Here is a 25,250-nt window from a genome sequence, read left to right as displayed (position 1 = left end):
GCCGACGTGAGATACCGAGTCGAACTCAGGTTTTGAAAGCTTCCCCGAGACCTGAAATACCGAGCCGAACTCAGGTTTTGAATGGCACGGAGATCGGCTCCCTTTCCCCCTCGCCCCCCTTGGGGGAGAGGGCTGGGGTGAGGGGGGGAATCCAACTGACACCCCGCCAATCCAGAATCACACCCGAAACTGATCCATCAAACTCTGCTGCTGATTCGCCAGACTATTGAGCGACTGGCTCACCCGCGCCGACTCATTCGCCTGACCGGACAACGACTCCGTGACATCACGGATCGTCGCCACGTTGTTATTGATCTCCTCGGCCACCGCACTCTGCTCTTCAGCGGCGCTGGCAATCTGCAGATTCATGTCACTGATCACCGTCACCGCGTCGCCAATCTGGCGCAGCGCGGTCACGGCCTGGCCAACCTGTTCAACGCTACCCTGAGCCTGACGATGGCTGTTGCCCATCGACCCGACCACATCCTGCGTACCGCTCTGCAACTGCTCGATGACCTGACGGGTCTCTTCCACCGATTCCTGTGTGCGGCGGGCGAGGTTGCGGACTTCGTCGGCGACCACGGCAAAACCACGGCCGGCCTCACCGGCACGCGCCGCTTCGATCGCGGCGTTGAGCGCCAACAAGTTGGTTTGTTCGGCGATGGCACGAATGGTTTCCAGCACCGCGCCGATCTTCTCGCTGTTGGCCGCCAGACCTTCGACTTGCACCATCGCCGCGCTCATGTCGGCGGCGAGGGTGTCGATGCTCGCGGTAGTGCGGTCGATCACGGTCAGGCCCTGGCGGGTCGCGCGATCAGCATCCTTGGCCGCTTCGGCAGCCTGCGCGGCGCTGCGGGCGACGTCTTGTGCGGTGGCGCTCATTTCGTGGGAGGCAGTGGCGACCTGATCGACCTGCCGATATTGCTGCTCCATGCCGGCGCTGGTCTGGGTCGCAATCGCTGAGGACTGATCGGCGGTGTTGCGCGCGTCCTGCACCGAGCGTTTCACTTCGGCGATGATCGGCTGCAACTTGTCGAGGAACTTGTTGAACCAACCGGCCAGTTGCCCGAGTTCGTCCTTTTTGTCATAGGCCAGACGGCGGGTCAGATCACCTTCACCGCTGGCGATATCTTCGAGCATGTGTGCTACGCCGAGGATCGGTTTGGTCACGCTGCGCGCCATCAGCCACACCAGCAGCAAGCCGATTAGCGCGGCCAGCACGCCGAGACTCAATTCGATCAGCGTGCCGGAGTTGTTGCTCGCGTCCAGTTGTTGCTTGAGCGCTTCGGCACGGCTGACCAGCACTTTCTCCGGTACATCGAGCAAAACGCCCCACGACGGGCCGCCGGGAATCGGCGGGAACGGCGACAGCACTTTCAACTGACCGTTGCTGTGCAGGCTGCTGACGCTGCTGGTGGAAGCGAGTTTGCTCAGCAGTTCGGCGCCGCTGATTTTGTCCACGGCATCCAGACGCTGGCTGAGTTTGCCGGCGTCCGGGCTGTAACCGGCGAGCAGGCCGGCGGGGCTGATGATGCTCACGGCGGTCTGGCCGTCATAGAGCTTCTTGCTCGCGCCCTGACTGATCGCTTGCAGGCTGTTGAGGTTGATATCGACCGACAGCGAGGCGATGACTTTGCCGTTGACCATCAGCGGGAAGACGATGCTGGTCATCAGCACCTTCTGGCCGTCGATCACATAGAAGTACGGTTCGATTACACACGGCTTGAGCGTGGCACGCGGGCAGGTAAACCAGGCGTTCGCGGCTTGGCCGCTAGGGCCGGTGCTGGTGTCGGCCATGTCGCTTTCCGGCAGGGCCATCGAGGTGACTTTACCTGGCGTCGGTTGCGACCAGTACAGGGCGAAACGGCCCTTGTCGTTGCTGCCCAATTCGGCTTGGCCGGCGAACAATTCGTCCTTGCCGTCCAAGGCGTTGGCTTCGAACACCAGCGACAGACCGAGCAAGTCCGGGTTGGCTTGCAGCGCCGATTTGACCTGACGGGTCATATCCTCACGCAGGTCGAAGGCATCGAGGAAACGCTTCTCGGCTTGTTCGCGCAGGAACAGCACCTGCCGCGAGAAGCCGTGGCCATATTGATAGGCGTCCATGAACTGCTGGCGAATGCCGGCGGCCTGCACTTCACCTTGCGACTCGATGCGCGCTTGCGCCGACTCGGTGAGCATTTCCATGCTCGAAGCTTTCACCAGTGCAGAACTGTGCTCCATGCGATACAGCGAAAGACCGACCAACAGGGTCACAATACCGGCCAGGCAGAGGCCGGCGAGCAGGGTGATTTTCCATTGGATGGAAAGTTGTCTGAGCGACATGGAGACGTCCTTATTCGATAAATATCTGAGACTTTGCACTGTAACGGCCCAAGAGCAGCTTTCTTGAGCTTCCAGCCGCAAGCTGCAAGTGAAAAAACGCAAAAGCTTGCCGCTTGTGACTTGCAGCTTGCCGCTGCTTCATTCACAGTGCGCGCCCTTCTAATAAGACCCTCTTTGCAAATCCGCCGGTTAAGCTTTGGCGGACTCATTCTGTCTGGCGGTCGGTTTTCCACCGCAGTGTTTTTTGAGGTAGTGAAATGAATGCAGTCATAGCGGCAGTCGGCGTCATGCTGATTCTCAGCCTGTCCCGCGTGCACGTAGTGATCGCCTTGATCGTTGGCGCGCTGGTCGGCGGCCTCACCGGTGGCCTGGGCATCGATGCCACACTCAAGGCTTTCAACAGTGGCTTGGGCGGTGGTGCGACGGTGGCGTTGTCCTACGCGTTGCTCGGCGCTTTCGCCGTGGCGATTGCCAAGTCGGGCCTGGCCCACGCCTTGGCCGACAAGGCGCTGGCGATGGTCGACCGTCAACATGCGACGGGCGGCGGCAGTGTCAAATGGCTGCTGATCGGCCTGTTGTGGGTGGTGGCGATCGCTTCGCAGAACATCCTGCCGATCCACATCGCGTTCATTCCGTTGCTGGTGCCGCCGCTTCTATATGTGCTGACCAAGCTGCAACTCGACCGTCGCTTGATCGCCTGCGTCATGACGTTCGGTCTGATCACGCCGTACATGTTCCTCCCGGTAGGCTTCGGTAACATTTTCCTCAATGAGATTTTGTTGGCGAATGTTGCGCGCAGTGGCGTCGACATCAGTGGCATCAACGTCACCCACGCCATGGGCATTCCGGCGCTGGGCATGTTGGTGGGGCTGGGCATTGCCTTTATCAGCTACCGCAAGAAACGCGTTTATGACCTGGCGAAGATCGAGCAAGTCGAACAGGTGGCGGTGCAGTACAACCCGCTCAGCCTGATGATTGCCGGTGTGGCGATTGCCGCCGCGTTCATTATTCAGTTGTTGCTGGACTCGATGATTATCGGCGCGCTGGCTGGCTTTCTGATCTTCTCGGCGTCCGGCATCGTCAAGTGGCGTGAGACCGATGATCTGTTTACCGAAGGCATGAAGATGATGGCGATGATCGGCTTCATCATGATCGCGTCTTCCGGTTTCGGCGAAGTGATCAAGGCCACCGGGGAAGTGCAGACACTGGTGCAAACGTCGGCGGCGTGGATCGATCACAGCAAGGGCATCGGTGCCTTGATGATGTTGCTGGTGGGGTTGCTGGTGACCATGGGCATTGGTTCGTCCTTCTCGACCGTACCGATCCTGGCGGTGATTTTCGTGCCGCTGTGCGTGCAACTGGGCTTCAGTCCGATCGCTATTGTCTGCATCGTTGGTACCGCCGGCGCGCTGGGCGATGCCGGTTCGCCTGCTTCGGATTCGACGCTGGGCCCGACCTCCGGGCTGAACATCGACGGCCAGCATCACCACATCTGGGACACCGTGGTGCCGACGTTCCTGCACTACAACCTGCCGTTGCTGGCGTTCGGCTGGGTGGCCGCGATGGTTCTCTGAACCCCACCGATCTCCTGTGGGAGCGAGCTTGCTCGCGAAAGCGGTGTATCAGTGACTTAAGGGTTGACTGACACGACGCCTTCGCGAGCAAGCTCGCTCCCACAGGGGGATGGGGTGATTGCTGTGCTCAACTTTTGTGATGACGTGCCGTTAAAGCCTTTAACCACGCCAATAAAACCAAAAGAGTGAGCTCCCACAATGCGCCTGAGCCTCAAGGCTAAAGTCCTCTCCCTCGCCGTTCTCCCGGTGTTGCTCTTTGCGCTGGTCATCAGCCTGACCACGCTGTTCATCCTCCAGGAACAGGCGCACAAAGAGGTCGAACAGACCCGCGAACGCCTGCTCGGCGATGCCAAAGCCACTCTGCAAAGTTACGTCGCCGTGGCCATGACCACGATCAAACCGCTGTACGACGCGGCCGCGCCGGGTGATAACGAGGCGCGCGCGCAAGCGATCAAACTGCTGTCGGGCATTCGTTACGGCAAGGACGGCTACTTCTTCGGCTACGACTCCGAGACCGTGCGCCTGTTCAAGGCCAACGACCCCGAAGGCGTGGGCAAAAGTTTCAAGGACAACCGCGATCCGAATGGCGTTTACGTCAATCTCGGTCTGGTTAAAGTGGCGAAGGACGGCACGCACTATCTGCAGTACAGCTCGCCGTTGCCGGGTAATGCCAAGGTGCTGGTGCCGAAACTCGGCTACACCGAATACCTGGCGAAGTGGGACATGGCGGTCGGTACGTCGGTCAACCTCGACGGCATCGAGGCACAAGTGGCGTTGGTCGAAGCGCAGGTGCAGGAACGTGTGCAAGGCGTGGTGCTGAGCATCGTCGGCGTGGCGGTGGTAGTGCTGTTGGTGATTGCGGCAGCGGGGATGCTGCTGGCCAATACCATTTTGCGTCCGTTGACCCTGATGAAAGCCAACCTTGATGACATCGCGGCGGGTGAGGGCGATCTGACCCGCCGACTGAACATCACCAGTCAGGACGAACTCGGCGAACTGGCTGGCTCGTTCAACCGCTTCGTCGACAAGATCCATGGCCTGGTGCGGCAGATCACCGAGATGACCACGCAACTGACCGGGCTGGTGACGCAAGTGTCCGATCAGGCCCAGCGTTCCGATCAGGCGATGGAGCGTCAGCGTCACGAAACCGATCAGGTCGCCACCGCCATCAATGAAATGTCCGCCGCCGCACAAGAAGTGGCCAAGAGCGCGCAGAACGCCGCCGTCGCCGCCCAGCAGACCGACGAAGAAGGCCAGAGCGCCAAGCGCGTGGTGGCCGGCAGCATCAAACAGATCCATGCGCTGGTCGATGACATCCGCAGCAGCGGCGTGTCGCTCGACAGCCTGCAGCAGGACGTGACGTCGATTGTTGGCGTGCTGGGGGTGATTCGTTCGATTGCCGAGCAGACCAACCTGTTGGCATTGAACGCGGCGATTGAAGCAGCGCGCGCCGGTGAGGCTGGACGCGGGTTTGCCGTGGTGGCGGACGAAGTGCGGGCATTGGCCAGTCGCACGCAGATCAGTACCCAGGAAATTCAGGGGATGATCGATCGTTTGCAGGCGGGTACGCAGCAGGCCGTGGAAGCGATGCGCCGCTCCAGCGAGGCGGGTGACGGCACTTCACAGCAAGCCAATCAGGCCGGCGCTTCGCTCGACGCGATGGCATCGTTGATTGCGACGATCAACTCGATGAACGCGCAGATTGCCAGCGCGGCGGAAGAGCAGACGGCGGTGGCCGAAGAGATCAACCGCAGCGTGCATCAGATTGCGGTGGCGGTGGATAACGTGGCTGATGAAACGCAGTTGGGTGCGCAGACGTCACGCAGTCTGGCGGAGCTGGGGCAGCGCTTGGGCAAACTCGTGGGCCAGTTCCGTATTTGACAGCTTGAGAAGCCCCTCACCCTAGCCCTCTCCCCGAGGGAGAGGGGACTGACCGAGGTGTCTTGCGTCATACATCGACCTGAAAGATTCAGTCGATTATGGATTCGGTAAAGCTGTTTCAGGTCGGCGTAGTTCCACAGCATCCCCCAATCAGTCCCCTCTCCCTCCGGGAGAGGGCTAGGGTGAGGGGCTTTTGATCTTCAGCTCCTCAAGGTCTATCCCAGTAGGGCACTTCGCCAAAGCATTCGATAAAGAAATCAATCACCGTCCGCACCTTCACCGACAACCGCCGGCTCCCCGGCCACAACACCGCAATCTGCTGCGGCTCCAGACTGTTCGACACCTGATACTCCCCCAGCACCGGCACCAGCGTGCCGTCGCGCACCGCCTCACCAATCAGCCACGACGGAAACATCACCAGCCCCAAACCTTGCTCGGCCGCTTGGGTGAGGGTGTCAGCGTGGTTGCCGGTGATCGGACCTCTCACCGAATACGGCGTCCAGTCCTCGCCATCGCGGCGGAAAAACCAGCGCTGCTGGCCGGTCGCGCCTTTGTAAGCCAGGCATTGGTGTTGCGCCAGATCTTCGGGTTTCTGCGGCGTACCGTGGCGCTTGAGATAAGCCGGACTGGCTGCGACCTGAAAGCGATGCGGCGCCACAATCCGCGCCTGCATGCTCGAGTCGTGCAACGGGCCGATGCGAAATAGCAGATCCGCGCCTTCCTGAAGCGGGTCGACGTAATGGTCAGTCTGCTGGATATCCAGTTGCAGCTTCGGATAGCGCGCGCACAACTGGCCCAGCCACGGCGTCAGATGCCGTTGGCCGAACACCACCGGGGCGTTGATGCGCACCAGACCGGTGGGTTCGCTTTGCTGCTCCTGCAACGCCTGTTCGGCTTCTTCCAGTTGTACCAGCACCAGCCGCGCATGGTGACCGAGCATGCGCCCAGCTTCGGTCGGCGTGACGGCGCGGGTGTGGCGGTAGAGCAATTGCTGGTTCAGCGCCTGTTCCATCAACTGGATCTGCCGGGAGATCGAGGAGGGCGCCACGCCTTCACGGCGGGCCACTTCGGAGAAACTGCCGTGGTCGAGTACCGCGACAAACAGCCTTAGCGCTTTGAATCCGAGTTCGTTGAGCCCGTGCATCGTTCGTCCTGCTGTGCGAGTTGCGCAAAAGTGTTGTCCGGATGCTCCCATTTATCGCACAGCTTGGCCAGCCGATAATCCGCGCCATCGTTTACTTGAGTGGAATGTTGTTTATGCAGACGTTGGATGAGGTGAGTGTCAGTGCACCGGCGACGAAATCCGGATTGCGCTTGTTGTTGCTGCCGCTGGTGATTCTCGCGGGCATGGGCTTGTCGGTGGAGGCGGGGTTGCTCGGGCCATTGGGTGTGCAGGTCGGGCATCTGTGGGCGACTTTGAGCATTTTTGGTGTGGGTTCGGCGATTCTGTTTTTGCTGCTGTTGTTCGCTGGCCCGCAAAAAGGCCCGGCACTGACTGATCTGCCGCGCTGGCAATTGATTGGCGGTTTTTTGGGGCCGATGTACGTGGTGGTGTTGACCCTGGCGACGCCGCATATCGGTATTGCCATGACCATGATCGCGATTCTGTCGGGTCAGGTGGGCAAGAGTGTGTTGATTGACCATTTCGGCTGGTTCGGGGCGACGCGCAAGAAGGTCAATGCCGAGCGGTGGCTGGCGTTGGGGTTGATTGTGGTGGCACTTGTTTTGATTGCGCGGGGGTGAGTGATGAGTCTGGTTATTTTGTTGGCGGTGGTGGTGTTGGCCGGTGCGGTGTTGAGTGTGCAGGCGGCGATCAATGGGCGTCTGGGCGAGAGCGTTGGGGTGTTGCGCAGTAGTTTGCTGACATTCGTTGTGGGCGCGGTTTCGACCGGTTTGTTGATTTTGTTTTTTGAGCCGGCGCATGCGGTGAGTTTGTTGGATGTGCCGAAGTGGCAGTTGACCGGGGCGCTGTTTGGCGTGGTGTACATGATGGTGATGGTCGGGGCGGTGCCGGTGGTGGGGACGGCTGTGGCGACGGTGGCGGTGATTGTCGGGCAGTTGGGAATGGGGATGTTGATTGATAATTTTGGCTGGTTGGGGAATCCGGCGATTGAGCTGTCTGGTTCGCGGATTTTGGCGATGGGGTGTTTGGGGGTGGCTTTGGTGTTTATGTATAGGAGTTCGCGTCAGGCTGGGTGAGTTGGGTTGGGTTGGGTTGGGTTGAGTACATATCCGTTGCTGCGGTAACGGCGGCTTAGGGTTCCGCCCTTACGGCGGGTCACTTTTTCCAGACGCCGAAAAAGTAACCAAAAAGGCTTGCTCCTGCGTGCGGCCCGCTCGCTGGGGCTCGGGGTTCCTTCGCTCCGGGATCGATCCGGGCGCAGCGTCTCCGGTTTGCTGCGCTGCACCTCCTCTCGCTGTGTTTGGCTGCGCCAAACGGTCGCTGCGCTCCCACGCCCGGATCAATCCCTCCACTCAGCCTTCCGACGTCGCCCGTGGATCAAGATCAAAAGCAGGCGAGCTGACACTCGGCCTATTGAGTGGTGAAGAGCGCGGGTGTTCGGCCTTTTGATTTGTGGTGGATTTGTCCCTCACCCCAGCCCTCTCCCAGAGGGAGAGGGGGCCGATTTGGGTGTTTTTCAAGATCTGAGTTCGACTCGGTATTTCACGTCGGCGTACCTCTCCCAAACACCACCGTCAGTCCCCTCTCCCTCCGGGAGAGGGCTAGGGTGAGGGGCTCTTGATCTGGCTTTTGATCTGGCTTTGGCTTTTGATTTTCTGCCCCTTCGGCAGGCCGAGCGAAGGTGTTCATCCGGGGGGTAGGCGCGCAGCGCCGTGCGGCGCAGCCGCATTCATCGAGAGGAGGTGCAGCGAAGCAAACCGTAGGCGATGCCCCCGGATGGACACCGTAGCGAGGGAACACTGAGCCTCAGCGAAGTGCCGTACGCTGGGGCAAAGCCTTTTGGGTTACCTTTTCGGCGTTTGGAAAAGGTGACTCGCTGTAAGAGCGAAACCGCCAGCGGCAACACCCGCAGCAACGGATATGCCCCCAATCCCAACCCCAAACAAAATCAAAAGATCGCAGCCTGCGGCAGCTCCTACAATGGTTATTAAGGCTTGCCCATCAAGCCCCAGACAACCACCACCCAAGGAGTCTGCCCCCATGCCTGATAGAAAATGCGATTGCCCCGGATGCAAATGCACAATCAAGGAAGGCGACCATTCCTACGCAGTACACGGCAAACACTATTGCTGTGAAGCCTGCGCTCACCACCACAAGAGTGGCGAGGAATGCTCAAGCAAAGGCTGCCACTGCGCGCATCCCAAATAACAGCACCCATAAAAAAGTGGAGCCTAATCAGGCTCCACTTCCAGTTTCAGGCTCTCATCATCCAGCCGCTCCGCATGCCGCACCGTACCTTGCAGCCTTCGCCCTTCAACCCTGACCACCACGGTTTTCGCCTGGTCGAGGTCTTCCGGCAGCGGCGCCGGCACTCTCAGGGCAAAGCGAAACGGATCATCTACGACCGCCTCCAGCCCAACGCGGCAATCCACGCTTTTGGTGATCCGCCCGAACAACGTATCAAGGCCGTAGTCCAGATGCGCCGGGCTGATGATGTTGCTCATGGTGCATTCCCCCGAATGATGCCGATCACCAGCTGAGCTTAGCTGGTCGGTCGCCACACAACGTTTTCCACGCCGAATTTTTCCGCCATCGGTTTGCTGGTCTTCTGCACCTTCTCACGGCCAAAACGCGGGATGCGGCCGACCCCGGCGTCGCAACTCGCCCAATGCCACGCCTCGGTGTTGTCCATTTTGTCCGAGCGGATAATGAACGACTTGGGCGTGCCGTGAAGGGTGTATTCGATGACATACAGTTTTGCGTTGTTCATAAAGCCCGTATTCCTCCCTGTGGTAATAGAGGGATCGCGGCGCATCGGGAAAATTCACTCGGATTGTCCGACGGTATCTATCGTTGGCGACGCCGTGGCGCACTGGTTACCATGGTGCTCCCGCCATCCCCAATGAATGCTCGCCATGGCCCTCGCCGCACCGCCTGATCTGAGTGATACCGATGTGCCCGTGCAACGTGTGGCGCGCACGTATCCGCGTGGCTTGTTTATCGAGCCACATGAGCATGTCTGGGGACAGTTGCTGTATGCGATGAGCGGGGTGATGTGGGTCGAGACGCCGCACGAAGCGCTAGTGGTGCCGCCGCAGCGGGCGGTGTGGTTGCCGCCGGGTGTGCCGCACGGGATTCGGGTGGTGTCGGATCTGCAGATGCGCAATATCTACCTGCGTCCGGCGCTGGCGGCGACGCTGGATCAGATGGTGCAGGTGATCGAGGTCGGTGGTTTGCTGCGCGAGTTGATCGTCGGGCTGGTGGAGCAGGGTGATAGCGGGGATCCGGCGTATTACGAGGCACTCGTCGGGTTGGCGTTGCTGGAGCTGAAACGCGCAAGGCGTTCGCAGTTGAAGATCCCGATGCCGGATGACTCCGACCGGCGCTTGATGAATCTGTGTCAGGCAGTGATGGCGGCGCCGTCGCTGGAGATTCCTTTCGAACAGCATGCGGAAAATGCCGGGGCCAGCGTGCGCACGCTGGCGCGGTTGTTCAAGGACAGCCTCGGCATGGGCTTCGCCGAGTGGCGGCGGCAGGTGCAGCTGGCGACGGCGGTGGCAGAGTTGATTCAGGGCGTGGCGGTGAGTGTGATTGCCCGGGAGCTCGGCTACTCGCCCAGCAGTTTCAGTGACATGTTCCGCCGCGAATTGGGTGTGGCCCCCTCGCAATTCATAGTGGAACAAGATTAATCAAACCAGCGCAGATCCAATGTGGGAGCGAGCCTGCTCGCGAATGCGGTGGATCAGCTGACTCATCCTTCACTGACACACCGCATTCGCGAGCAGGCTCGCTCCCACAGGGTTCTGTGGTGTGCATCTGATACTTGTCCGAAATTCAGAAGTCCTTGGCCGATGCCATCCCGGCCAGTTCCCTAAACTCTGCCCATTCCTTTCCACGGGCGGAGTTGCTCCCCATGAACTACCTGATTTCGCTGGCCATCGGTCTGGGCGTCGGCCTGTTGTACGGCGCGCTGGATTTCCGTTCTCCCGCGCCACCGGCCATCGCGTTGGTGGGTTTGCTCGGCATGCTCGCCGGTGAACAGTTGTGGCCGATGGGCCGACAGCTGGTCGCGGGTTGGTTGTCCTGAATTTCCTCTTTTCCTTTGGTGGATGTCCCCATGAAAGCACTGCAATTCGATAAAACCGGCGACCTGTCTTCCCTGCGCTATGTCGAGGTGCCGACCCCGGTACCCGGCGCTGACGAAGTGCTGGTACAGATCAAGGCTGCCGGCCTGAATCCCAGCGATGTGAAAAACGTCCTCGGCCGTTTTCCCTACACCACGCTGCCGCGAATTCCCGGTCGCGATTTCGCCGGCGTCGTCGTCGAAGGCCCGCAGGCGTTGATCGGTCAGGAGGTCTGGGGCACCGGCCGTGAGCTGGGCTTTTTCGCCGACGGCACTCACGCGCAATTCGTCAAACTGCCAGCCAATGGCGTCGCACACAAACCTTCGCACCTGAGTTTCACCCAGGCCGCCAGCCTCGGCGTGCCGTACACCACGGCGTGGGATGCGCTGGAACGCAGTCTGGTAACGGCCGAAACCCGTTTGCTGGTGATCGGCGGCGGAGCGGTGGCTACCGCTGCATTGGCGCTGGCGAAGGTGCGTGGCGCGCAGTTGCTGGCGGCGGCGCGGCGCCCGGAGCAGGTGGCGGAGTTGCATGCGCAGGGTTATCAGACAATCCAGCTGGATAAGCCGGAAGACCTCGGTGCGCAAGTCAATGCGGTGTATCGCGGCGGCGCCGATGTGATCTTCGACACCACCGGTTTCTGGTTGCCAGCGTCGGTGGCGGCATTGGCTAGCTTCGGACGGATCGCGATCATCGCCGCGCCGGTCGATGGGCATGTGCAATTGCCGGCACTGGCGCTGTATCGCAAGGGTGGTTCGGTGGTCGGGATCAATTCGTTGTTGTATGGAGTTGAAGCGTGTGCGGCGATGCTCGAGCAGTTCGGGCGGTTCTTTGATGAAGGGTTGTTGCCGTTGCCGCAAGGGTTGGTCGAGGCGCCGTTGGCTGATGGTCTTCAGCGTTATGCGGATGTGAATCAGGGCAGCGGTGACAAGGTCATCCTCATTCCCTGATACACCGCAAAACCCCGTGTAGGAGTGAGCCTGCTCGCGATAGCGGTGTATCAGTCACTCATGATTAAACTGACACACCGCTATCGCGAGCAGGCTCACTCCTACATTAGATGGGGGTTGGGCTTAGGTTTGCGGGACGCCGTTTTCCCATGCCGACCAGTTCTTCAGGATGTCCTGCACCAGCGGATTACCCGCGCGATAGAGGTTCTCCAGCGCCGGCACAAAACCGCCCTGATCGGCGTACTTGAGCAGGTTGTCCACTTCACTGCCACCCGGCTCCGGGCGGTCAAAGTCGGAGCCAGCGCGCACCACGGCGAGGCGTTGCACGTCGACCAGACCTTCACGACCGGCACGCAGCAAGGCCTCATAGGTCGAATTGTCTTCCTGCTGCGTCGTGCAGTATTCGCCCTTGTTGTCGGTCAGTAACTTGGTCCAGACCTCGGCCCGTTCGCTCAGGCGCGTGCCGGAAAACCAGGTGTTGCCGGCCAGTGTGTCGCAACGGGTAACCACCGGTGGTTGATTGGCCGGGGCCGACGGGTATTTCAGGCGCCACGCGGCGGACTCCTTGCTTTCGCTCAGTTCGACTTTATGGCTCAGGGCGAACGCCTTGGCCTGCAGTTTCGGGTTGAGTTCAAAGACTTCGGTCTTGTAGTCCAGCGGCGGTTTTTCGTTCGGCCCCTTGGTGTTGATGCCCAGATACCCGGTCGGCCAGCTCGACGGCGCATCCCGCGAATCGATCTCCCATTGCGTGCCGAATTCCACCAGATAATGCGCCCATGCGGCGGTGCCGATAGTCCCGTGTTTCGGGCTGATCCCGGCAATGCCAGCGATCAGGAAGTAGCTTTTGCGCAGGTCGAATTTCGGCGACAGCGCCAACGCCAATGTCGAGGCGGCCGCATTGGTCTGGCCCATGCCGGTGGTCAACAGGCACACCTGCTGTGCGTTGCAGCGGATGCTCGGGTACTCGGCGGACAGGCCCGCCACGCGGATTTCCTGCTTCAATTGCAGGCGGTCGATCCAATGCTGCGCCTCGGGGGCGAACATGGTGATCAGTACGACTTTCGGTTGCATCGGTGCTTCGGCCGCCCACGCGGTGGAGGAGAGCAGGGCCGCACCGGCGAAGGTCAAACGCATCATTGCTTGCATGGAAAACTCCTCGATTCAGAATTGATAACCGACACCGGCGTAGTAACCCCAGCCGTTGGAACGCGCGCGGAAATTGCCGTCGCCAAAATTCAGCTCGCTGCCGTCCTCCCAGTTGCCGCCGTTGTGGAAGTAACGGCCGACCAGAGTGAAGCGCAAGTGGGTGAACGAGTAGAGCAAGACGTTGGTCGCTACCGTCGCATTGGCCGTGCGCGCAGGGTTGTCCTTGTGGATGTCCGAGCCGAAATCGAAGTTGGTGAAGCCGATGTAGGTCAGCGACGCGCCGTTGCTGAATTTGTCGATCGGCACGATGTACTTCAGTTGCGCACGGTAGCCGTCCCACGAATATTCATTGCTGGCGCCGTAGTTTTCCCACTGATAGCGACCGTACAGGTTGGCCGACAGATTGACCCGCGAATGGGTGTCGATGTCGGTGCCGAAACCGCTGTAAAGGGTGTTGGCGCGGTTCTCTTTGCGGCTGCCGTGGTCGTAGATCCAGTCGAACGCTACATACCATTCCTTGAACGGGCCGATGGCCAGGCTGCGGCCGGCGAGGTAATCAATGGAGATGCGCGGTTCGTGCTCCATGAACACCGGCGAGCCGTGATCCCACACGCCTTTGTCGTGGCTGTTGCCGATGTTGAAGATCTTCGGGATGTCGATGTAGCCGTACAACTCGAACGGACCTTTGCGGCCGAAGTACTCGTATTCCAGATAGATGTCGTCGGCCGGTTGCGGGCCGAAGCTGATGTCCTTGCTGCCAATCAACATCAAGTCCTGGTTGTACCAGTCCGACAGATAGGCACCTTTTTTCGGCGGGCTGGCTTCCGGGCTGAGGGCTTCGCCCTGGGCGGATTCTTCCTTGGCGGCCGGTTGCGCCAGAGCGCTGTGGCTGAGAAGTCCGGTAACGCCGGTCAGTAGCAAGGAAACAGCAAACGTGCACGAGTAAGGTGCGCGAAAAGGGCATGCAATGGCCATTCAAAGTCCTTTTTTGCGGATCGAGGCCCGTGTTCCGTGGGCTTGTACGGTTTTGTTACGAAAACGTTTGGATTGACGTTACGCAAACGTTTGCACAAGGCGTACCAGTTTTCTCAATGTCCTGAAATTTCGAAGGTTTCAGCTTATTTGTTGATGGGGCAGTCAGGTACGGTTTGTACACCCCTAGTCCCCTGTGGGAGCGAGCCTGCTCGCGAAGGCTGAGTATCAGAAAAGTAGTTCTCAGCTGACCCACCGCTTTCGCGAGCAGGCTCGCTCCCACAGGTTTTGTATCGCCCTCAGACCAGTGCTTGCGAGCTGAAACGCCGATTCCAGACCCCTCTAGTATTAAAGTATTAACACCATTTAATCCGTGCCCCATTGCCGGGCGTCTACTAGCTTTGTCCCCAATAACGCGGTTTTGTGATGACCGTCGCAGTCTTGATTCGCGTGTGGAATAAGCACGGCTCTTCGCGCGCTCAAGGAAGAAATTGGCCACGACAAGGAGTAGCCCGTGGAAGCAAGGTTTGGTGTCGCCCTCGTTTCGCGCTTTTCCCCTCTTTCCCTTGCTGTGCACTTGAGCGTTGCCGGGTTGTTGTTCGGCGGCGTCAGCGCACCTGCGTTGGCCACGTGCTCCACGGCGGGTTCAACGGTGACCTGTACCGGCGTGCCGAGCCTGCCGCTGTTTCTCAATAATTTTTCCAGCGCCACCAGTGGCCTGACGGTCAACGTCAACAGCGGCGCGCAGATGAACGCGACCCTCGGCGGCCATGTGATGGACCTGACCGGGGTGAACATCTCCCTGAACAACTCCGGCACTATCGACCCGGCGCTGCTCGGCCTGGTCTCGGTATTGAGCGGCGGCGCGTTCATCGGCACTGGCGCAACAAGCACGGTCAGCGTGCTTAACAACGCCAGCGGGATCATCCGTGGTACGGGCATGCTGCTCGGGCTCAATCTGACCAGCATCGACGGCCTGGCCCTTTCGGTTAACAACGCGGCAACTGGCACCACCAGCATCACCAACAACGGCACCATCACCTCGACCGGACTCTCGATCGGCGGAATCACGTTGGCGGATACCCCGGTGATCGGCGTCTACGGTGGTTCGCAGGTCAACATGACCAACAGCAGCACCGGTGTGATCAACGGCCGGATTGCGTTCGAAACCTCGGCGGCTGGCAACACCTTCACCAACGCCGGTGCGATTACCGGCGGTGTGTCGATGGGCGCGGCCAGCACCAACACCTTCACTGCGGTGACCGGCTCCAGCGTCAACGTCGGTGACGGTGTACAGATCAGCGTCGGCCTCGGCGGTTTGATCGGTATCAACCTGACCTTCGCCCCTACCGGTACGGTGGATGGCGGTGCGGGCGGCACCAACAGCCTGATCCTGCAAAACCCGGCTGGCGTCGGCGGCGGTATCACCGGGACTGGCACGGCATCGAGCGCCACCTACATCAACTTCAACAACCTGACCCTCAACAGCGGCACCTGGACCTTGCAGGGGCCATTGGTCAGCGGCGCGACCACGCTCAACGGCGGTGTCGCGAATTTCAACAACAACGCCACCTTCGGCAGCGGCGTAATCACCTCCAACGGCGGGACTCTGCAGGCCAGCAATGCCGGGTTGAACATCAGCAATCTGATTTCCCTCGGCGCTGGTGGCGTGACGGTGCAAGGCACCAACGCGACCACCCTGAGCGGGGTGATTTCCGGCAGCGGCGGTTTCACCAAGGCCGGTACCGGCCAGCTTAATCTCAGCGCCGCCAACACCTATCTGGGCAATACCACGCTCAATGGCGGCACGGTGCAGTTGGGCAACAATCAGGCGTTCAGTACTGGCACCCTCAACGTCACCGGCGCGACGACGTTGAGCGCACCGGGCACCATCAGCCTGACCAACGCCATCAGCCTCGGCGGCACCTTGACCGCCGGCGGCACCGGCGCACTGACCCTCGGCGGTCTGATCAGCGGCAGCAGCGGCCTGACCAAAACCGGCAGCGGCAGCCTGACCGTCAGCGGCGTCAACAGCGGGTTCACCGGCACCACCACCCTGAGCGCCGGTAGCCTGCTGGTGACCAATAACAACTCGCTCGGCAGCGGTGCGCTGAATACGGCCGCCGGTACCAGTCTCGACAGCACCGCCAACGTCACTCTGGCCAACAACATCGCGATGACCGGCGCGCTCAACGTGCTCGGCAGCAATGCGCTGACCCTCGGTGGCGTGTTGTCCGGCACCGGCGGCATCACCAAATCCGGCAGTGCCAGCCTGACGTTGACCGGCAACAACACCAACAGTGGCAACACGCTGCTCAATGCCGGCAGCCTGTTCGTCGGCAGCAACACCGCGCTGGGGACTGGCGCGTTGAGCGCGGCAGCGGGCACTACGCTGGATGCGACTGCCGCAGTGACATTGGCCAACGCCGTTGCGCTGGCGGGCGGGGTGACCATCGGCGGCACTCAGGCATTGGGCCTGAGTGGCGTCGTCAGCGGCGCCGGCAATCTGATCAAAAACGGCACCGCCAACCTGAGTCTCAGTGGCAACAACACCTTCTCTGGCGGTACTGCGCTGAATGCCGGCACGCTGATTGTCGGCTCCAACACCGCGCTGGGCACTGGCGCCTTGACCACGGCGGCAGGCACTACGCTGGATGCCAGCACGGCGGTGGCGCTGACCAACGCGGTCTCACTCGGCGGCAACCTCAATGTCGGCGGCAGCGCCAACCTGACCCTCGGCGGGATTGTCAGCGGCAGCGGCGGGCTGACCAAAAACGGCGCGGCCAACCTGATTCTCAACGGCACCAACACCTTCCTCGGCGCGATCGCGTTGAACGCGGGCACGATCACCGCGGGTGCCAACGCGGCGCTCGGCAGCGGCAATATCACCGTCGGTGGCGTGGCGACCCTCGACAGCAATGCGGCGGTGACCCTCAACAACGCGGTCATTCTCAACAACAGCCTGGGCATTGGCGGCAGCAACGCGCTGACCCTCGGCGGGGTGATCAGCGGCGCCAGCCAACTGGTGAAAAACGGCGCCGCCAATCTCACGCTCAACGGCACTAACACCTACAGCGGCGGCACCACGCTGAATGCCGGCAGCCTGACGGTCGGCAACGGCGCAGCACTGGGCACCGGCGCCTTGTCGGTGGAAGGCGCGGGCACGCTCAACAGCAGTTCGGCCGTGACCCTGAACAACAACGTGATTCTCAACGCCAACCTCACCGCTGGCGGCGCCAACGCGCTGACCCTTGGCGGCGTGATCAGTGGCAGCAACGGTTTGATCAAGACCGGCGCATCGAGCCTGACTCTCAACGGCAACAACACCTACACCGGCACCACGGCGCTGAATGCCGGTTCACTGATTGTCGGTTCCAGCACCGCCCTCGGCACCGGCACACTCAACGCCTCGAACGGCACTACCCTCGATGCCAGCACCGCCGCCACCCTGGCCAATAACGTCAACCTCGGCGGCACCCTGACCTTGGGTGGCAGCAATGCGCTGACCCTCGGCGGCGTAGTCGCCGGTATCGGTGGGCTGACCAAGAACGGCGCTGCCGACCTGATCCTCAATGGCGCCAACACTTATTTTGGCAACACCGCGTTGAACACCGGCAAACTGATTGTCGGCAGCAACACCGCGCTGGGTTCCGGTACGTTGAACGCGGCGGCCAACACCACGCTGGATGCCAACACCGCCGTCAGCCTGAACAATGCCGTGGCACTCGCCGGTGCCTTGAACATCGGCGGCACGGCGAATATCACCCTGACCGGTCTGGTCAGCGGCGCAGGCAGTCTGGTGAAAGACGGCGCGGCCAATCTGATTCTCAACGCCGCCAACAACTACCTCGGCGGCACCACGCTGAACGCCGGCACCCTGACCGTCGGCAACAGTTCGGCGCTCGGTTCCGGTGCATTGACCGTCGCTGGCGCCGCGACACTGGACAGCAACTCGCCGCTGGTCAGCCTCAACAACGCGGTCGCATTGAATGCCGCGCTGACCGTGGGCGGCACGCAGAACCTCACCCTCGGCGGCGTCACCAGTGGCACCGGCCAGTTGATCAAGGACGGCGCGGCCAACCTGACCCTCAATGGCAACAACACGTTCAGCGGCGGCACCACGCTGAATGCCGGCACGCTGACTCTGGGCAATGCCAACGGTCTGGGCAGCGGCGCATTGGTCGTCGGTGGCGCGGCGACTCTGGATAACAGCGCCTCGTTCGGCATCGGTAATGCGATCACGCTCAACGCCGGGCTGACTGTTGCCGGCAACAATGATTTGAGCTTGAACGGCATCATTGACGGTGCCGGCAGCCTGACCAAAAACGGTTTGTCGGACCTGACTCTGGCCGGCAACAACACCTTCACCGGTGCGCTGAATATCGTGTCCGGCAGCGTCACCACGCTCAACACCAATGCGCTGGGCAGCACTTCCGGGGTCAACATCAGCGCCGGCGCCGGGCTGAATCTGGGCAGCGACGCCAGCCTCGGCGCGCTGACCGGCAGCGGCAGTGTGCAACTGACCGGCAGCAACACCCTGACCGTCGGCGGCGGCAACGTCACCAGCACCTTTGACGGCGATCTCAGCGGCAGCGGCGGCCTGGTCAAAGTCGGCACCGGCACCTTGAACCTCACCGGGATCAACGGCATCACCGGCAACACCGCGATCGATGGCGGCATCGTCGATCTCAGCGGTTCGCTGGGCAGTGCACAGGTCAACGTCAACACCGGCGGTACCCTTACCGGCACCGGTTCGGCGCTTGGTAGCGTCAACGTTAACAGCGGCGGGCATCTGGCGTTGTCGTCGGGCAATCAACTGTCCGCCGGTGCGCTGACCCTTGCTGCCGGCAGCAATGTCGATGTGGCGTTGGGCACGCCGTCGACCACTTCGCTGATGAATGTCGGTGGCAACCTCACCCTCGACGGCAATCTCAACGTCACCGATGCCGGCGGTTTTGGTGTTGGTGTGTATCGCCTGTTCAACTACACCGGTGCCCTGACCAACCTCGGTCTGGATGTCGCCAGCGTGCCGGTCGGCTACGGCCTCGGCGATCTGCTGGTGCAAACCGGCGTCGCCAATCAGATCAACATTCAAGTCTCCGCGCCGAACAGCAACATCCGTTACTGGGACGGCAGTCAGACCATCGCCAACGGCGTGGTCGATGGCGGCAGCGGCACGTGGAATGCGGTCGGCACCAACTGGACCGATGCCAATGGTTTGGTCAACCAACCGTGGGCCGGCGACTTCGCGGTGTTCCAGGGCACCGCCGGCACGGTGACGGTGAACGGCACGCAAGCGTTCACCGGCATGCAATTCCTCACCGACGGTTACAACCTGGTCAACGGTGCAGCGGGGCAACTCACAGCGGTCAACGGCACCGGCGGCACCACTTCGTTGCGCGTCGATCCGGGCGTGACGGCGACCATCAATGCCAATATCGATGGCAGCGGCATCCTCAATAAACTCGACGCCGGCACGCTGGTGCTCGGTGGTGCCAACACCTATACCGGCGGCACGCAACTGGACGGCGGCAAGATCATCGTCGGCAGCAATACGGCGCTCGGTACCGGTACGTTGACGGCGAATGCCGGTACGCAACTGGACAGCAACGCGGCGGTGACACTGGCCAACGCGGCGACGCTCAACGGCAATCTGACTGTGGTTGGCAGCAATGCACTGACCCTCAACGGCGTGATTGGCGGCACTGGTGGCCTGATCAAAACCGGCACGGCCAATCTGACCCTCGGCGGCAACAACGCCTTCCTTGGCCCGGTAGCCTTGAACGCCGGAGGACTGATTCTGGCCTCGAACTCGGCACTGGGTTCCGGCACGTTGAACGCGGCGGGCGGCACCACGCTGGATGCGAGCACTGCGGTTTCGGTAAACAACGCGGTCAACCTGGCCGGCAACCTCGGCGTCGGTGGCACGGCGGATCTGACCCTGGCCGGTACGGTCAACGGCGCCGGCAGCCTGAGCAAAAACGGCGCCGCCAATCTGACCCTCAGCGGCAACAACAATTTCCTCGGCGGCACCACCCTCAACGCCGGCACGCTCACCGCCGGCAGCAACTCGGCGCTGGGTCTGGGCAATCTCACCGTAGCCGGCGCCTCGGCGCTGGACAGCAACAGCGCGCTGAGCCTGGGCAACAACGTCGTGCTCAACGCCAATCTGAGCAACACCGGCAGCAACAACCTGACCCTCGCAGGTGTCGTCAGCGGCGCGGGTGGCTTGATCAAGGACGGCGCGTCGAACCTGACACTCAACGGCATCAACACCTTCACCGGCGGTACCACGCTGAATGCCGGCACGCTGACCCTTGGTACAGGCGCGTCGCTGGGCAGTGGCGCGCTGACCGTGGGCGGTGCTTCCACCCTCGACAATTCCGCGCCACTGGTGCTGGCCAACAACCTCAACGTCAATGCCAATCTGGCCTTGGCCGGTAACAATAATCTGACCCTTGGCGGCGTGATCGCCGGCGCCGGCACGTTGAGCAAAAATGGTCTGGCCGACGTGACCCTGAGCGGCAACAACACCTTCAGCGGCACCTTCGATGTGGCGTCCGGCAGCCTGACCACGCTGAGTGGCGCGGCGCTGGGCAACAACGCCACGGTCAATCTCGCGGGCGGCGCGGCGTTGAATCTCGGTGCTTCGGGCAGCCTCGCCAGCCTCACTGGCAGCGGCACGGCGCTGATCGGCACGGGCAATACGTTGAGCCTCGGCGGCAACAACGTCAGCAGCACCTTCGCCGGCATCCTCAGCGGTGACGGCAGCCTGAGCAAACTCGGCAGCGGCACCCTGACCCTCAGCGGTATCAGCGACCTGACCGGTGACACCAACGTCAACGCCGGCACCTTGCAGGTCAACGGCTCACTGGCCAGTGGCAACGTGCTGGTCAACAGCGGCGGCACCCTCGGTGGCAGCGGCACGTTGAGCGGTGCCGTGACGGTGGCCGATGGCGGGCATCTGGCGGGCGTCACCGGCAGTACGCTGAGCGTCAGTTCGCTGCTGTTCAACGGCAATTCAAACTTCGACGTCGGCCTCGGCACACCGGTGTCCGGTGGCGGCAATGCGCTGGTCAATGTCGGCGGCAACCTGACCCTCGACGGCACCCTCAATGTCAGCGACATCGGTGGTTTTGGCAGCGGCGTCTATCGCCTGATCGACTACACCGGCGGCCTGACCGACAACGGCATACTCTTCGGCACACTGCCGGGCAGCGTCAGCCCGGGCGATCTGACCCTGCAAACCGCACTGGCCAATCAGATCAACCTGCTGGTCACCGCACCGGGCGTCACCGTGCAGTTCTGGGACGGCAACCAACTGGTGGCCAACGGTTCGGTCGAAGGCGGCAGCGGCACCTGGGGCACCGGCACCACCAACTGGACCGACGTCAACGGCACCACCAATCAGGCCTGGACCAACAGTTTCGCCGTGTTCCAGGGCGCGGCCGGCACAGTGACCGTTAACGGCGCGCAAACCATCACCGGCATGCAGTTCGTCACCGATGGCTACAGCCTGGTGGATGGCACGGCGGGCTCGCTGAATCTGGTCAACGGTTCGCTGGGCAATGCCACGGTGCGGGTTGACCCGAACGCCACGGCAACCATCGGTGTCGCGCTTAACGGCAGCGGCACGCTGGGCAAATACGACAGCGGTACGCTGGTGCTCAACGCGGCTAACGGCTACACCGGTGGCACGGCGCTCAATGGCGGCAAGATTGTGGTCGGCAACAACGCGGCGCTTGGCAGCGGTGTGTTGACGGCGGCAGATGGCACCGCGCTGGACAGTAACGCGGCGGTCAGTCTGAGCAACGATGTGCTGCTCAACGGTGGTTTGACCGTTGCCGGTTCCAACGCCCTGACCCTCGACGGCGTGGTCAGCGGCAGCGGCAGCCTGATCAAGGCCGGCGCATCGAGCCTGACCCTCAACGGCAGCAACACTTACAGCGGCGGCACTCAGCTCGCCGGCGGTACGCTGGTTCTTGGCAACAACAGTGCACTCAGCAGCGGTGCGCTTAACGTGACCGGTGACGGCACGCTCGACAGCACCTCGGCGCTGCAACTGGCCAACGCCGTCAACCTTGGCGCGCAACTGACCCTCGCCGGCAATCAGAACACCACGCTGATCGGTGCTGTGACCGGCACCGGAAGTCTGCTGAAAAACGGTAGCGGCGATCTCGTCCTCAGTGGTGCCAACACCTACAGCGGTGGCACCACGTTGAACAGCGGCACGACGCGCGGTGACACCAGCAGCCTGCAAGGGGCGATCGTCAACAACGCGACGCTGACCTTCGAGCAAAACGCCGATGGCAGTTACACCGGCAATCTCACCGGCGCCGGTACGCTGAACAAAACCGGTACCGGTCAATTGCTCCTGACCGGCAACAACACCTTCACCGGCAACACCTCGGTGCAGGCGGGCAACCTGATCGTCAACGGCGTGCTCAACAGCGCCAATGTCGACGTTGCCAGCGGTGCGGGCATCGGCGGTGGCGGCCAACTCGGCGGCGCCGTACAACTGGCCAGTGGTGCGACGCTGGCCGGTGGCGGTACAGCAACGCCGTTGTCAGTCGGTTCGCTGGCGCTGTCGTCGGGAACCAATCTGGACTTCAGCCTCGGCTCGGCGGCCAGTTCGACCACCGTAGTCAATGTTGCCGGCAACCTGACCCTCGACGGTACGCTGAACATCAGCAATGCCGGCGGCTTCGGCACTGGGGTGTATCAACTGTTCAGCTACGGCGGCAGCCTGACCGACAACGGTCTGGTGTATGGCAGTCTGCCGGTATCGGCGACCAATCTGACCCTGCAAACCGCGATCGCCAACCAGATCAACCTGCTGGTGCAAGGCACGCCGGGTGAGGTGCAATTCTGGAACGGTGGCACCACCAATCCGGAAGGCAGCATCGGTGGTGGCAGCGGCGTGTGGGGGCCGGGCACCAACTGGACCGATCCGAGCGGTACTCAGGCCCTGGCATCAAATGGTCAGTTCGCGGTGTTCGGTGGTCAGGCGGGTACTGTGACCGTGCAGGGCAATCAGAACTTCACCGGTCTGCAGTTCCTCTCCGGCGGCTACAGCCTGGTTCCGGGGGCTGGCGGGACGTTGACGCCGGTCAATGGCGCCGACGGCAGCCTTGCACCGGTGCGGGTCAATGCCGGGGGAAGTGCGGAAATTTCCGCGCCGCTGCTGGGCACGGGCGGTATCGAAAAGCTTGATGCCGGCACGCTGGTATTGAGCGGTGCCAACACCTACAGCGGTGGCACCACCGTCAGCGGCGGTACGTTGATCGGTAATACCACCAGCCTGCAGGGCAACATTCTCAACAACGCTTCGCTGGTGTTCCAACAAAACGCCAATGGTCAGTTCAACGGGGTCCTCAGCGGTCTCGGGGCGATGGCCAAACGTGGCGCCGGTACCTTGCTGTTGACCGGTGATAACCCATTCAGCGGCACCGTATCGGTCGACCAAGGTGTGCTGCAAATCGGCAGACCCTTGGCTCGGGCGTCGTTGGGCGGTCAGGTCACCGTGGCCAATGGTGCAGGGCTGAGCGGTAATGGCAGCGTCGGTTCCGTGGTCAACCATGGCGTTGTCGCTTCGGGGTCCGAAGCCGGAACCCTGAGCGTCGCCGGTAACCTGACCAACGCCTCCGACGGTGTGCTGGCGCTGACGGTCAGCGCACCCACCGCAACGCCACTGGCAGTCGGCGGCACGGCAACGCTGGGTGGCGGGCTGCAAGTGAATTCCCTGGCACCGTTCACCGGCAACACCACGTATTCGCTGATCACGGCGGGAGGTGGGGTGAACGGCACCTTCAGCGCTGCGGACCTGCCGCAATACGCGTTCCTCAACAGCGCCCTGGTGTATGACGCCAACGCGGTGAACCTAGTGGTCAGCCGCAATGGCAATTCGTTCGCCGATGTCGCCGCCACCGACAACCAGTTCCGCACCGCCACCGCGCTCTCGAACAACGGCCCGGCGGGTGCGGCGTTGCAGAACGAGATTGTCAACCTCAGTGTCGCCGGCGCGCGTAATGCCTTCGACAGTCTGTCGGGTGAGATCCACGCCAGCACCGCCAGCGCCATCCTCGAGGATTCGCGCTACGTGCGTGACGCGGTCAACGATCGCATGCGCCAACCGTCATGCAGCGCGGCGGATGATCCACGCCGTGCGCTGGCGCCAAGTGACAACCAACTGAGCAGTAATGGTTGCCACGGCGAAATGGTCGGCTGGGCCCGTGCACTCGGCGCGTGGGGCGAGTCTGATGGTGACAGCAACGCGGCGAAACTCGACCGTAACCTCAGCGGCTTCATGCTCGGCACCGACAAGCAACTCGATGATCAGTGGCGCGTGGGCATGGCCGCCGGCTACACCCGCAGCGACCTCGATGCCCATGATCGTCGCTCGGATGCCACCGTCGAAAGCTACCACCTGGCGGCGTACCTCAACTCGCAGTTCGATGCCTTGGCGGTGCGCCTCGGCGCGGCTTATAGCTGGCACGACATCGAGACCAAACGCAACGTCAGCGTCGGCAGCTACAACGACCGTCTGAAAGCCAACTACGACGCACGCAGCGCCCAGGTGTTCGGTGAAGTCGGTTACGCCATCGATGCCGCCGGCATTGCCCTTGAACCGTTCGCCGGTCTGGCCTACGTCAACTACGACACCGACAAAGCCAAGGAAAAAGGCGGAGTAGGGCGCCTGGAGGCCGATGCCGATCAAGACATCACCTTCTCGACCCTCGGTGTGCGCGCCGGCAAAGTCATCACCCTGGCCAACGGCGGGCAATTCACTCCGCGCGCGGCCATTGGCTGGCGCCATGCCTTTGGTGATACCAAGCCTGATGCTGATCTGACCTTCATCGACGGCGGCGCTTCGTTCAGCACCCAGGGCGTGCCGATCGCCAAGGACAGCGCCATCGTTGAAGCAGGTGTCGACTTCCAGATCAGCCCGACCGGCAAACTCGGTGTCGGCTACTCGGGGCAACTGTCGAACGACAGCAACGACCATGCGATGACCATCAGCTTCAGCCTGGGCTTCTGATTTAGGGTCGAAGCACTTTTAGCCGCCCGTAAGGGCGGTTTTTTTTGCACGGGCAAAAAGTCGCGGTCATGTCTGTAGGAAATCCGGCCTGAGGTCGACCATTTATCCCCAATCGGA

At 61.8% G+C, this 25,250-nt stretch carries 15 protein-coding genes and 1 pseudogene; 9 read left to right on the top strand and 7 right to left on the bottom strand.

The genetic code is table 11. The features are described 5' to 3' along the window. Positions 1 to 177: 177 nt before the first annotated feature. Both HU718_RS30030 and HU718_RS30025 read right to left on the bottom strand, forming a co-directional pair. Positions 178 to 933, bottom strand: coding sequence for a methyl-accepting chemotaxis protein (locus HU718_RS30030; RefSeq protein ID WP_371044236.1), 756 nt, complete (start codon positions 931 to 933; stop codon positions 178 to 180). A 102-nt stretch (positions 934 to 1,035) separates the two neighbouring features. Further along, a pseudogene (locus HU718_RS30025) lies at positions 1,036 to 1,182 on the bottom strand (HAMP domain-containing protein); the annotation flags it as partial. A gap of 1,400 nt (positions 1,183 to 2,582) precedes the next feature. On the opposite strand from HU718_RS30025, the gene HU718_RS20235 reads away from it, so the two are divergent. After that, positions 2,583 to 3,899 carry a Na+/H+ antiporter family protein gene (locus HU718_RS20235; protein ID WP_095121127.1) on the top strand — a complete coding sequence of 439 codons (1,317 nt, stop codon included), beginning with the start codon at positions 2,583 to 2,585 and terminating at the stop codon, positions 3,897 to 3,899. A gap of 198 nt (positions 3,900 to 4,097) precedes the next feature. Continuing rightward, entirely contained in the window at positions 4,098 to 5,780 is a 1,683-nt protein-coding gene (gene ctpM / locus HU718_RS30100) for a methyl-accepting chemotaxis protein CtpM (protein WP_095121129.1), read from the top strand. A 208-nt stretch (positions 5,781 to 5,988) separates the two neighbouring features. On the opposite strand, the gene HU718_RS20225 is transcribed toward ctpM, so the two are convergent. Next, positions 5,989 to 6,924: a LysR family transcriptional regulator gene (locus HU718_RS20225; RefSeq protein ID WP_102902413.1), complete on the bottom strand. Its 936-nt coding sequence runs from the start codon at positions 6,922 to 6,924 to the stop codon at positions 5,989 to 5,991. Positions 6,925 to 7,037: 113 nt separating this feature from the next. On the opposite strand from HU718_RS20225, the gene HU718_RS20220 reads away from it, so the two are divergent. The 3 genes from HU718_RS20220 (at position 7,038) to HU718_RS20210 (ending at position 9,111) form a co-directional block, all read left to right on the top strand. Next, on the top strand, positions 7,038 to 7,523 hold the full coding sequence (locus tag HU718_RS20220; protein ID WP_016987941.1) for a DMT family transporter: 486 nt from the start codon (positions 7,038 to 7,040) through the stop codon (positions 7,521 to 7,523). A gap of 3 nt (positions 7,524 to 7,526) precedes the next feature. Further along, positions 7,527 to 7,979, top strand: coding sequence for a DMT family transporter (locus HU718_RS20215; RefSeq protein WP_150709039.1), 453 nt, complete (start codon positions 7,527 to 7,529; stop codon positions 7,977 to 7,979). Between the two features lie 964 nt (positions 7,980 to 8,943). After that, a complete protein-coding gene (locus HU718_RS20210) occupies positions 8,944 to 9,111 on the top strand; it encodes a metallothionein (protein WP_103307310.1) in 168 nt (55 codons plus the stop codon). 23 nt (positions 9,112 to 9,134) lie between these two features. On the opposite strand, the gene HU718_RS20205 is transcribed toward HU718_RS20210, so the two are convergent. Continuing rightward, positions 9,135 to 9,407, bottom strand: coding sequence for a hypothetical protein (locus tag HU718_RS20205; protein WP_150708692.1), 273 nt, complete (start codon positions 9,405 to 9,407; stop codon positions 9,135 to 9,137). Positions 9,408 to 9,445: 38 nt separating this feature from the next. Further along, positions 9,446 to 9,673, bottom strand: a complete 228-nt coding sequence (locus tag HU718_RS20200) for a DUF6555 family protein (protein WP_007919026.1) — start codon at positions 9,671 to 9,673, stop codon at positions 9,446 to 9,448. 136 nt (positions 9,674 to 9,809) lie between these two features. On the opposite strand from HU718_RS20200, the gene HU718_RS20195 reads away from it, so the two are divergent. The 3 genes from HU718_RS20195 (at position 9,810) to HU718_RS20185 (ending at position 11,977) form a co-directional block, all read left to right on the top strand. Continuing rightward, positions 9,810 to 10,592 (top strand): AraC family transcriptional regulator, encoded by a 783-nt coding sequence (locus tag HU718_RS20195; protein ID WP_186615858.1) that lies wholly within the window; start codon positions 9,810 to 9,812, stop codon positions 10,590 to 10,592. 224 nt (positions 10,593 to 10,816) lie between these two features. Continuing rightward, positions 10,817 to 10,990, top strand: a complete 174-nt coding sequence (locus HU718_RS20190; protein WP_007969534.1) for a DUF1427 family protein — start codon at positions 10,817 to 10,819, stop codon at positions 10,988 to 10,990. Between the two features lie 30 nt (positions 10,991 to 11,020). After that, positions 11,021 to 11,977 (top strand): quinone oxidoreductase family protein, encoded by a 957-nt coding sequence (locus HU718_RS20185; protein ID WP_186615859.1) that lies wholly within the window; start codon positions 11,021 to 11,023, stop codon positions 11,975 to 11,977. A 123-nt stretch (positions 11,978 to 12,100) separates the two neighbouring features. Here the strand turns inward: HU718_RS20185 and HU718_RS20180 are convergent, their stop codons facing one another. Next, on the bottom strand, positions 12,101 to 13,123 hold the full coding sequence (locus HU718_RS20180; RefSeq protein ID WP_186615860.1) for a purine-nucleoside phosphorylase: 1,023 nt from the start codon (positions 13,121 to 13,123) through the stop codon (positions 12,101 to 12,103). 15 nt (positions 13,124 to 13,138) lie between these two features. Next, positions 13,139 to 14,098, bottom strand: coding sequence for a nucleoside-specific channel-forming protein Tsx (locus HU718_RS20175; RefSeq protein WP_186615861.1), 960 nt, complete (start codon positions 14,096 to 14,098; stop codon positions 13,139 to 13,141). Between the two features lie 511 nt (positions 14,099 to 14,609). Here HU718_RS20175 and HU718_RS20170 point away from each other — a divergent pair. Further along, positions 14,610 to 25,133: an autotransporter-associated beta strand repeat-containing protein gene (locus HU718_RS20170; protein ID WP_186615862.1), complete on the top strand. Its 10,524-nt coding sequence runs from the start codon at positions 14,610 to 14,612 to the stop codon at positions 25,131 to 25,133. Positions 25,134 to 25,250 lie beyond the last annotated feature (117 nt).

Origin of the sequence: Pseudomonas tensinigenes, assembly GCF_014268445.2 — a bacterium.
GTDB classification, from domain to species: domain Bacteria; phylum Pseudomonadota; class Gammaproteobacteria; order Pseudomonadales; family Pseudomonadaceae; genus Aquipseudomonas; species Aquipseudomonas tensinigenes.
The sequence above is the reverse complement of the archived record's forward strand: the minus strand, read 5'-3'. Positions and strand labels throughout refer to the sequence as shown.

What these genes read in the sequence shown, in the direction of transcription:
- HU718_RS30030 (WP_371044236.1), bottom strand. Translation starts at nt 933, where the DNA reads ATGGAGCAGCAATATCGGCAGGTCGATCAGGTCGCCACTGCCTCCCAC.
- HU718_RS20235 (WP_095121127.1), top strand. Translation starts at nt 2,583, where the DNA reads ATGAATGCAGTCATAGCGGCAGTCGGCGTCATGCTGATTCTCAGCCTG.
- ctpM (WP_095121129.1), top strand. Translation starts at nt 4,098, where the DNA reads ATGCGCCTGAGCCTCAAGGCTAAAGTCCTCTCCCTCGCCGTTCTCCCG.
- HU718_RS20225 (WP_102902413.1), bottom strand. Translation starts at nt 6,924, where the DNA reads ATGCACGGGCTCAACGAACTCGGATTCAAAGCGCTAAGGCTGTTTGTC.
- HU718_RS20220 (WP_016987941.1), top strand. Translation starts at nt 7,038, where the DNA reads ATGCAGACGTTGGATGAGGTGAGTGTCAGTGCACCGGCGACGAAATCC.
- HU718_RS20215 (WP_150709039.1), top strand. Translation starts at nt 7,527, where the DNA reads ATGAGTCTGGTTATTTTGTTGGCGGTGGTGGTGTTGGCCGGTGCGGTG.
- HU718_RS20210 (WP_103307310.1), top strand. Translation starts at nt 8,944, where the DNA reads ATGCCTGATAGAAAATGCGATTGCCCCGGATGCAAATGCACAATCAAG.
- HU718_RS20205 (WP_150708692.1), bottom strand. Translation starts at nt 9,407, where the DNA reads ATGAGCAACATCATCAGCCCGGCGCATCTGGACTACGGCCTTGATACG.
- HU718_RS20200 (WP_007919026.1), bottom strand. Translation starts at nt 9,673, where the DNA reads ATGAACAACGCAAAACTGTATGTCATCGAATACACCCTTCACGGCACG.
- HU718_RS20195 (WP_186615858.1), top strand. Translation starts at nt 9,810, where the DNA reads ATGCTCGCCATGGCCCTCGCCGCACCGCCTGATCTGAGTGATACCGAT.
- HU718_RS20190 (WP_007969534.1), top strand. Translation starts at nt 10,817, where the DNA reads ATGAACTACCTGATTTCGCTGGCCATCGGTCTGGGCGTCGGCCTGTTG.
- HU718_RS20185 (WP_186615859.1), top strand. Translation starts at nt 11,021, where the DNA reads ATGAAAGCACTGCAATTCGATAAAACCGGCGACCTGTCTTCCCTGCGC.
- HU718_RS20180 (WP_186615860.1), bottom strand. Translation starts at nt 13,123, where the DNA reads ATGCAAGCAATGATGCGTTTGACCTTCGCCGGTGCGGCCCTGCTCTCC.
- HU718_RS20175 (WP_186615861.1), bottom strand. Translation starts at nt 14,098, where the DNA reads ATGGCCATTGCATGCCCTTTTCGCGCACCTTACTCGTGCACGTTTGCT.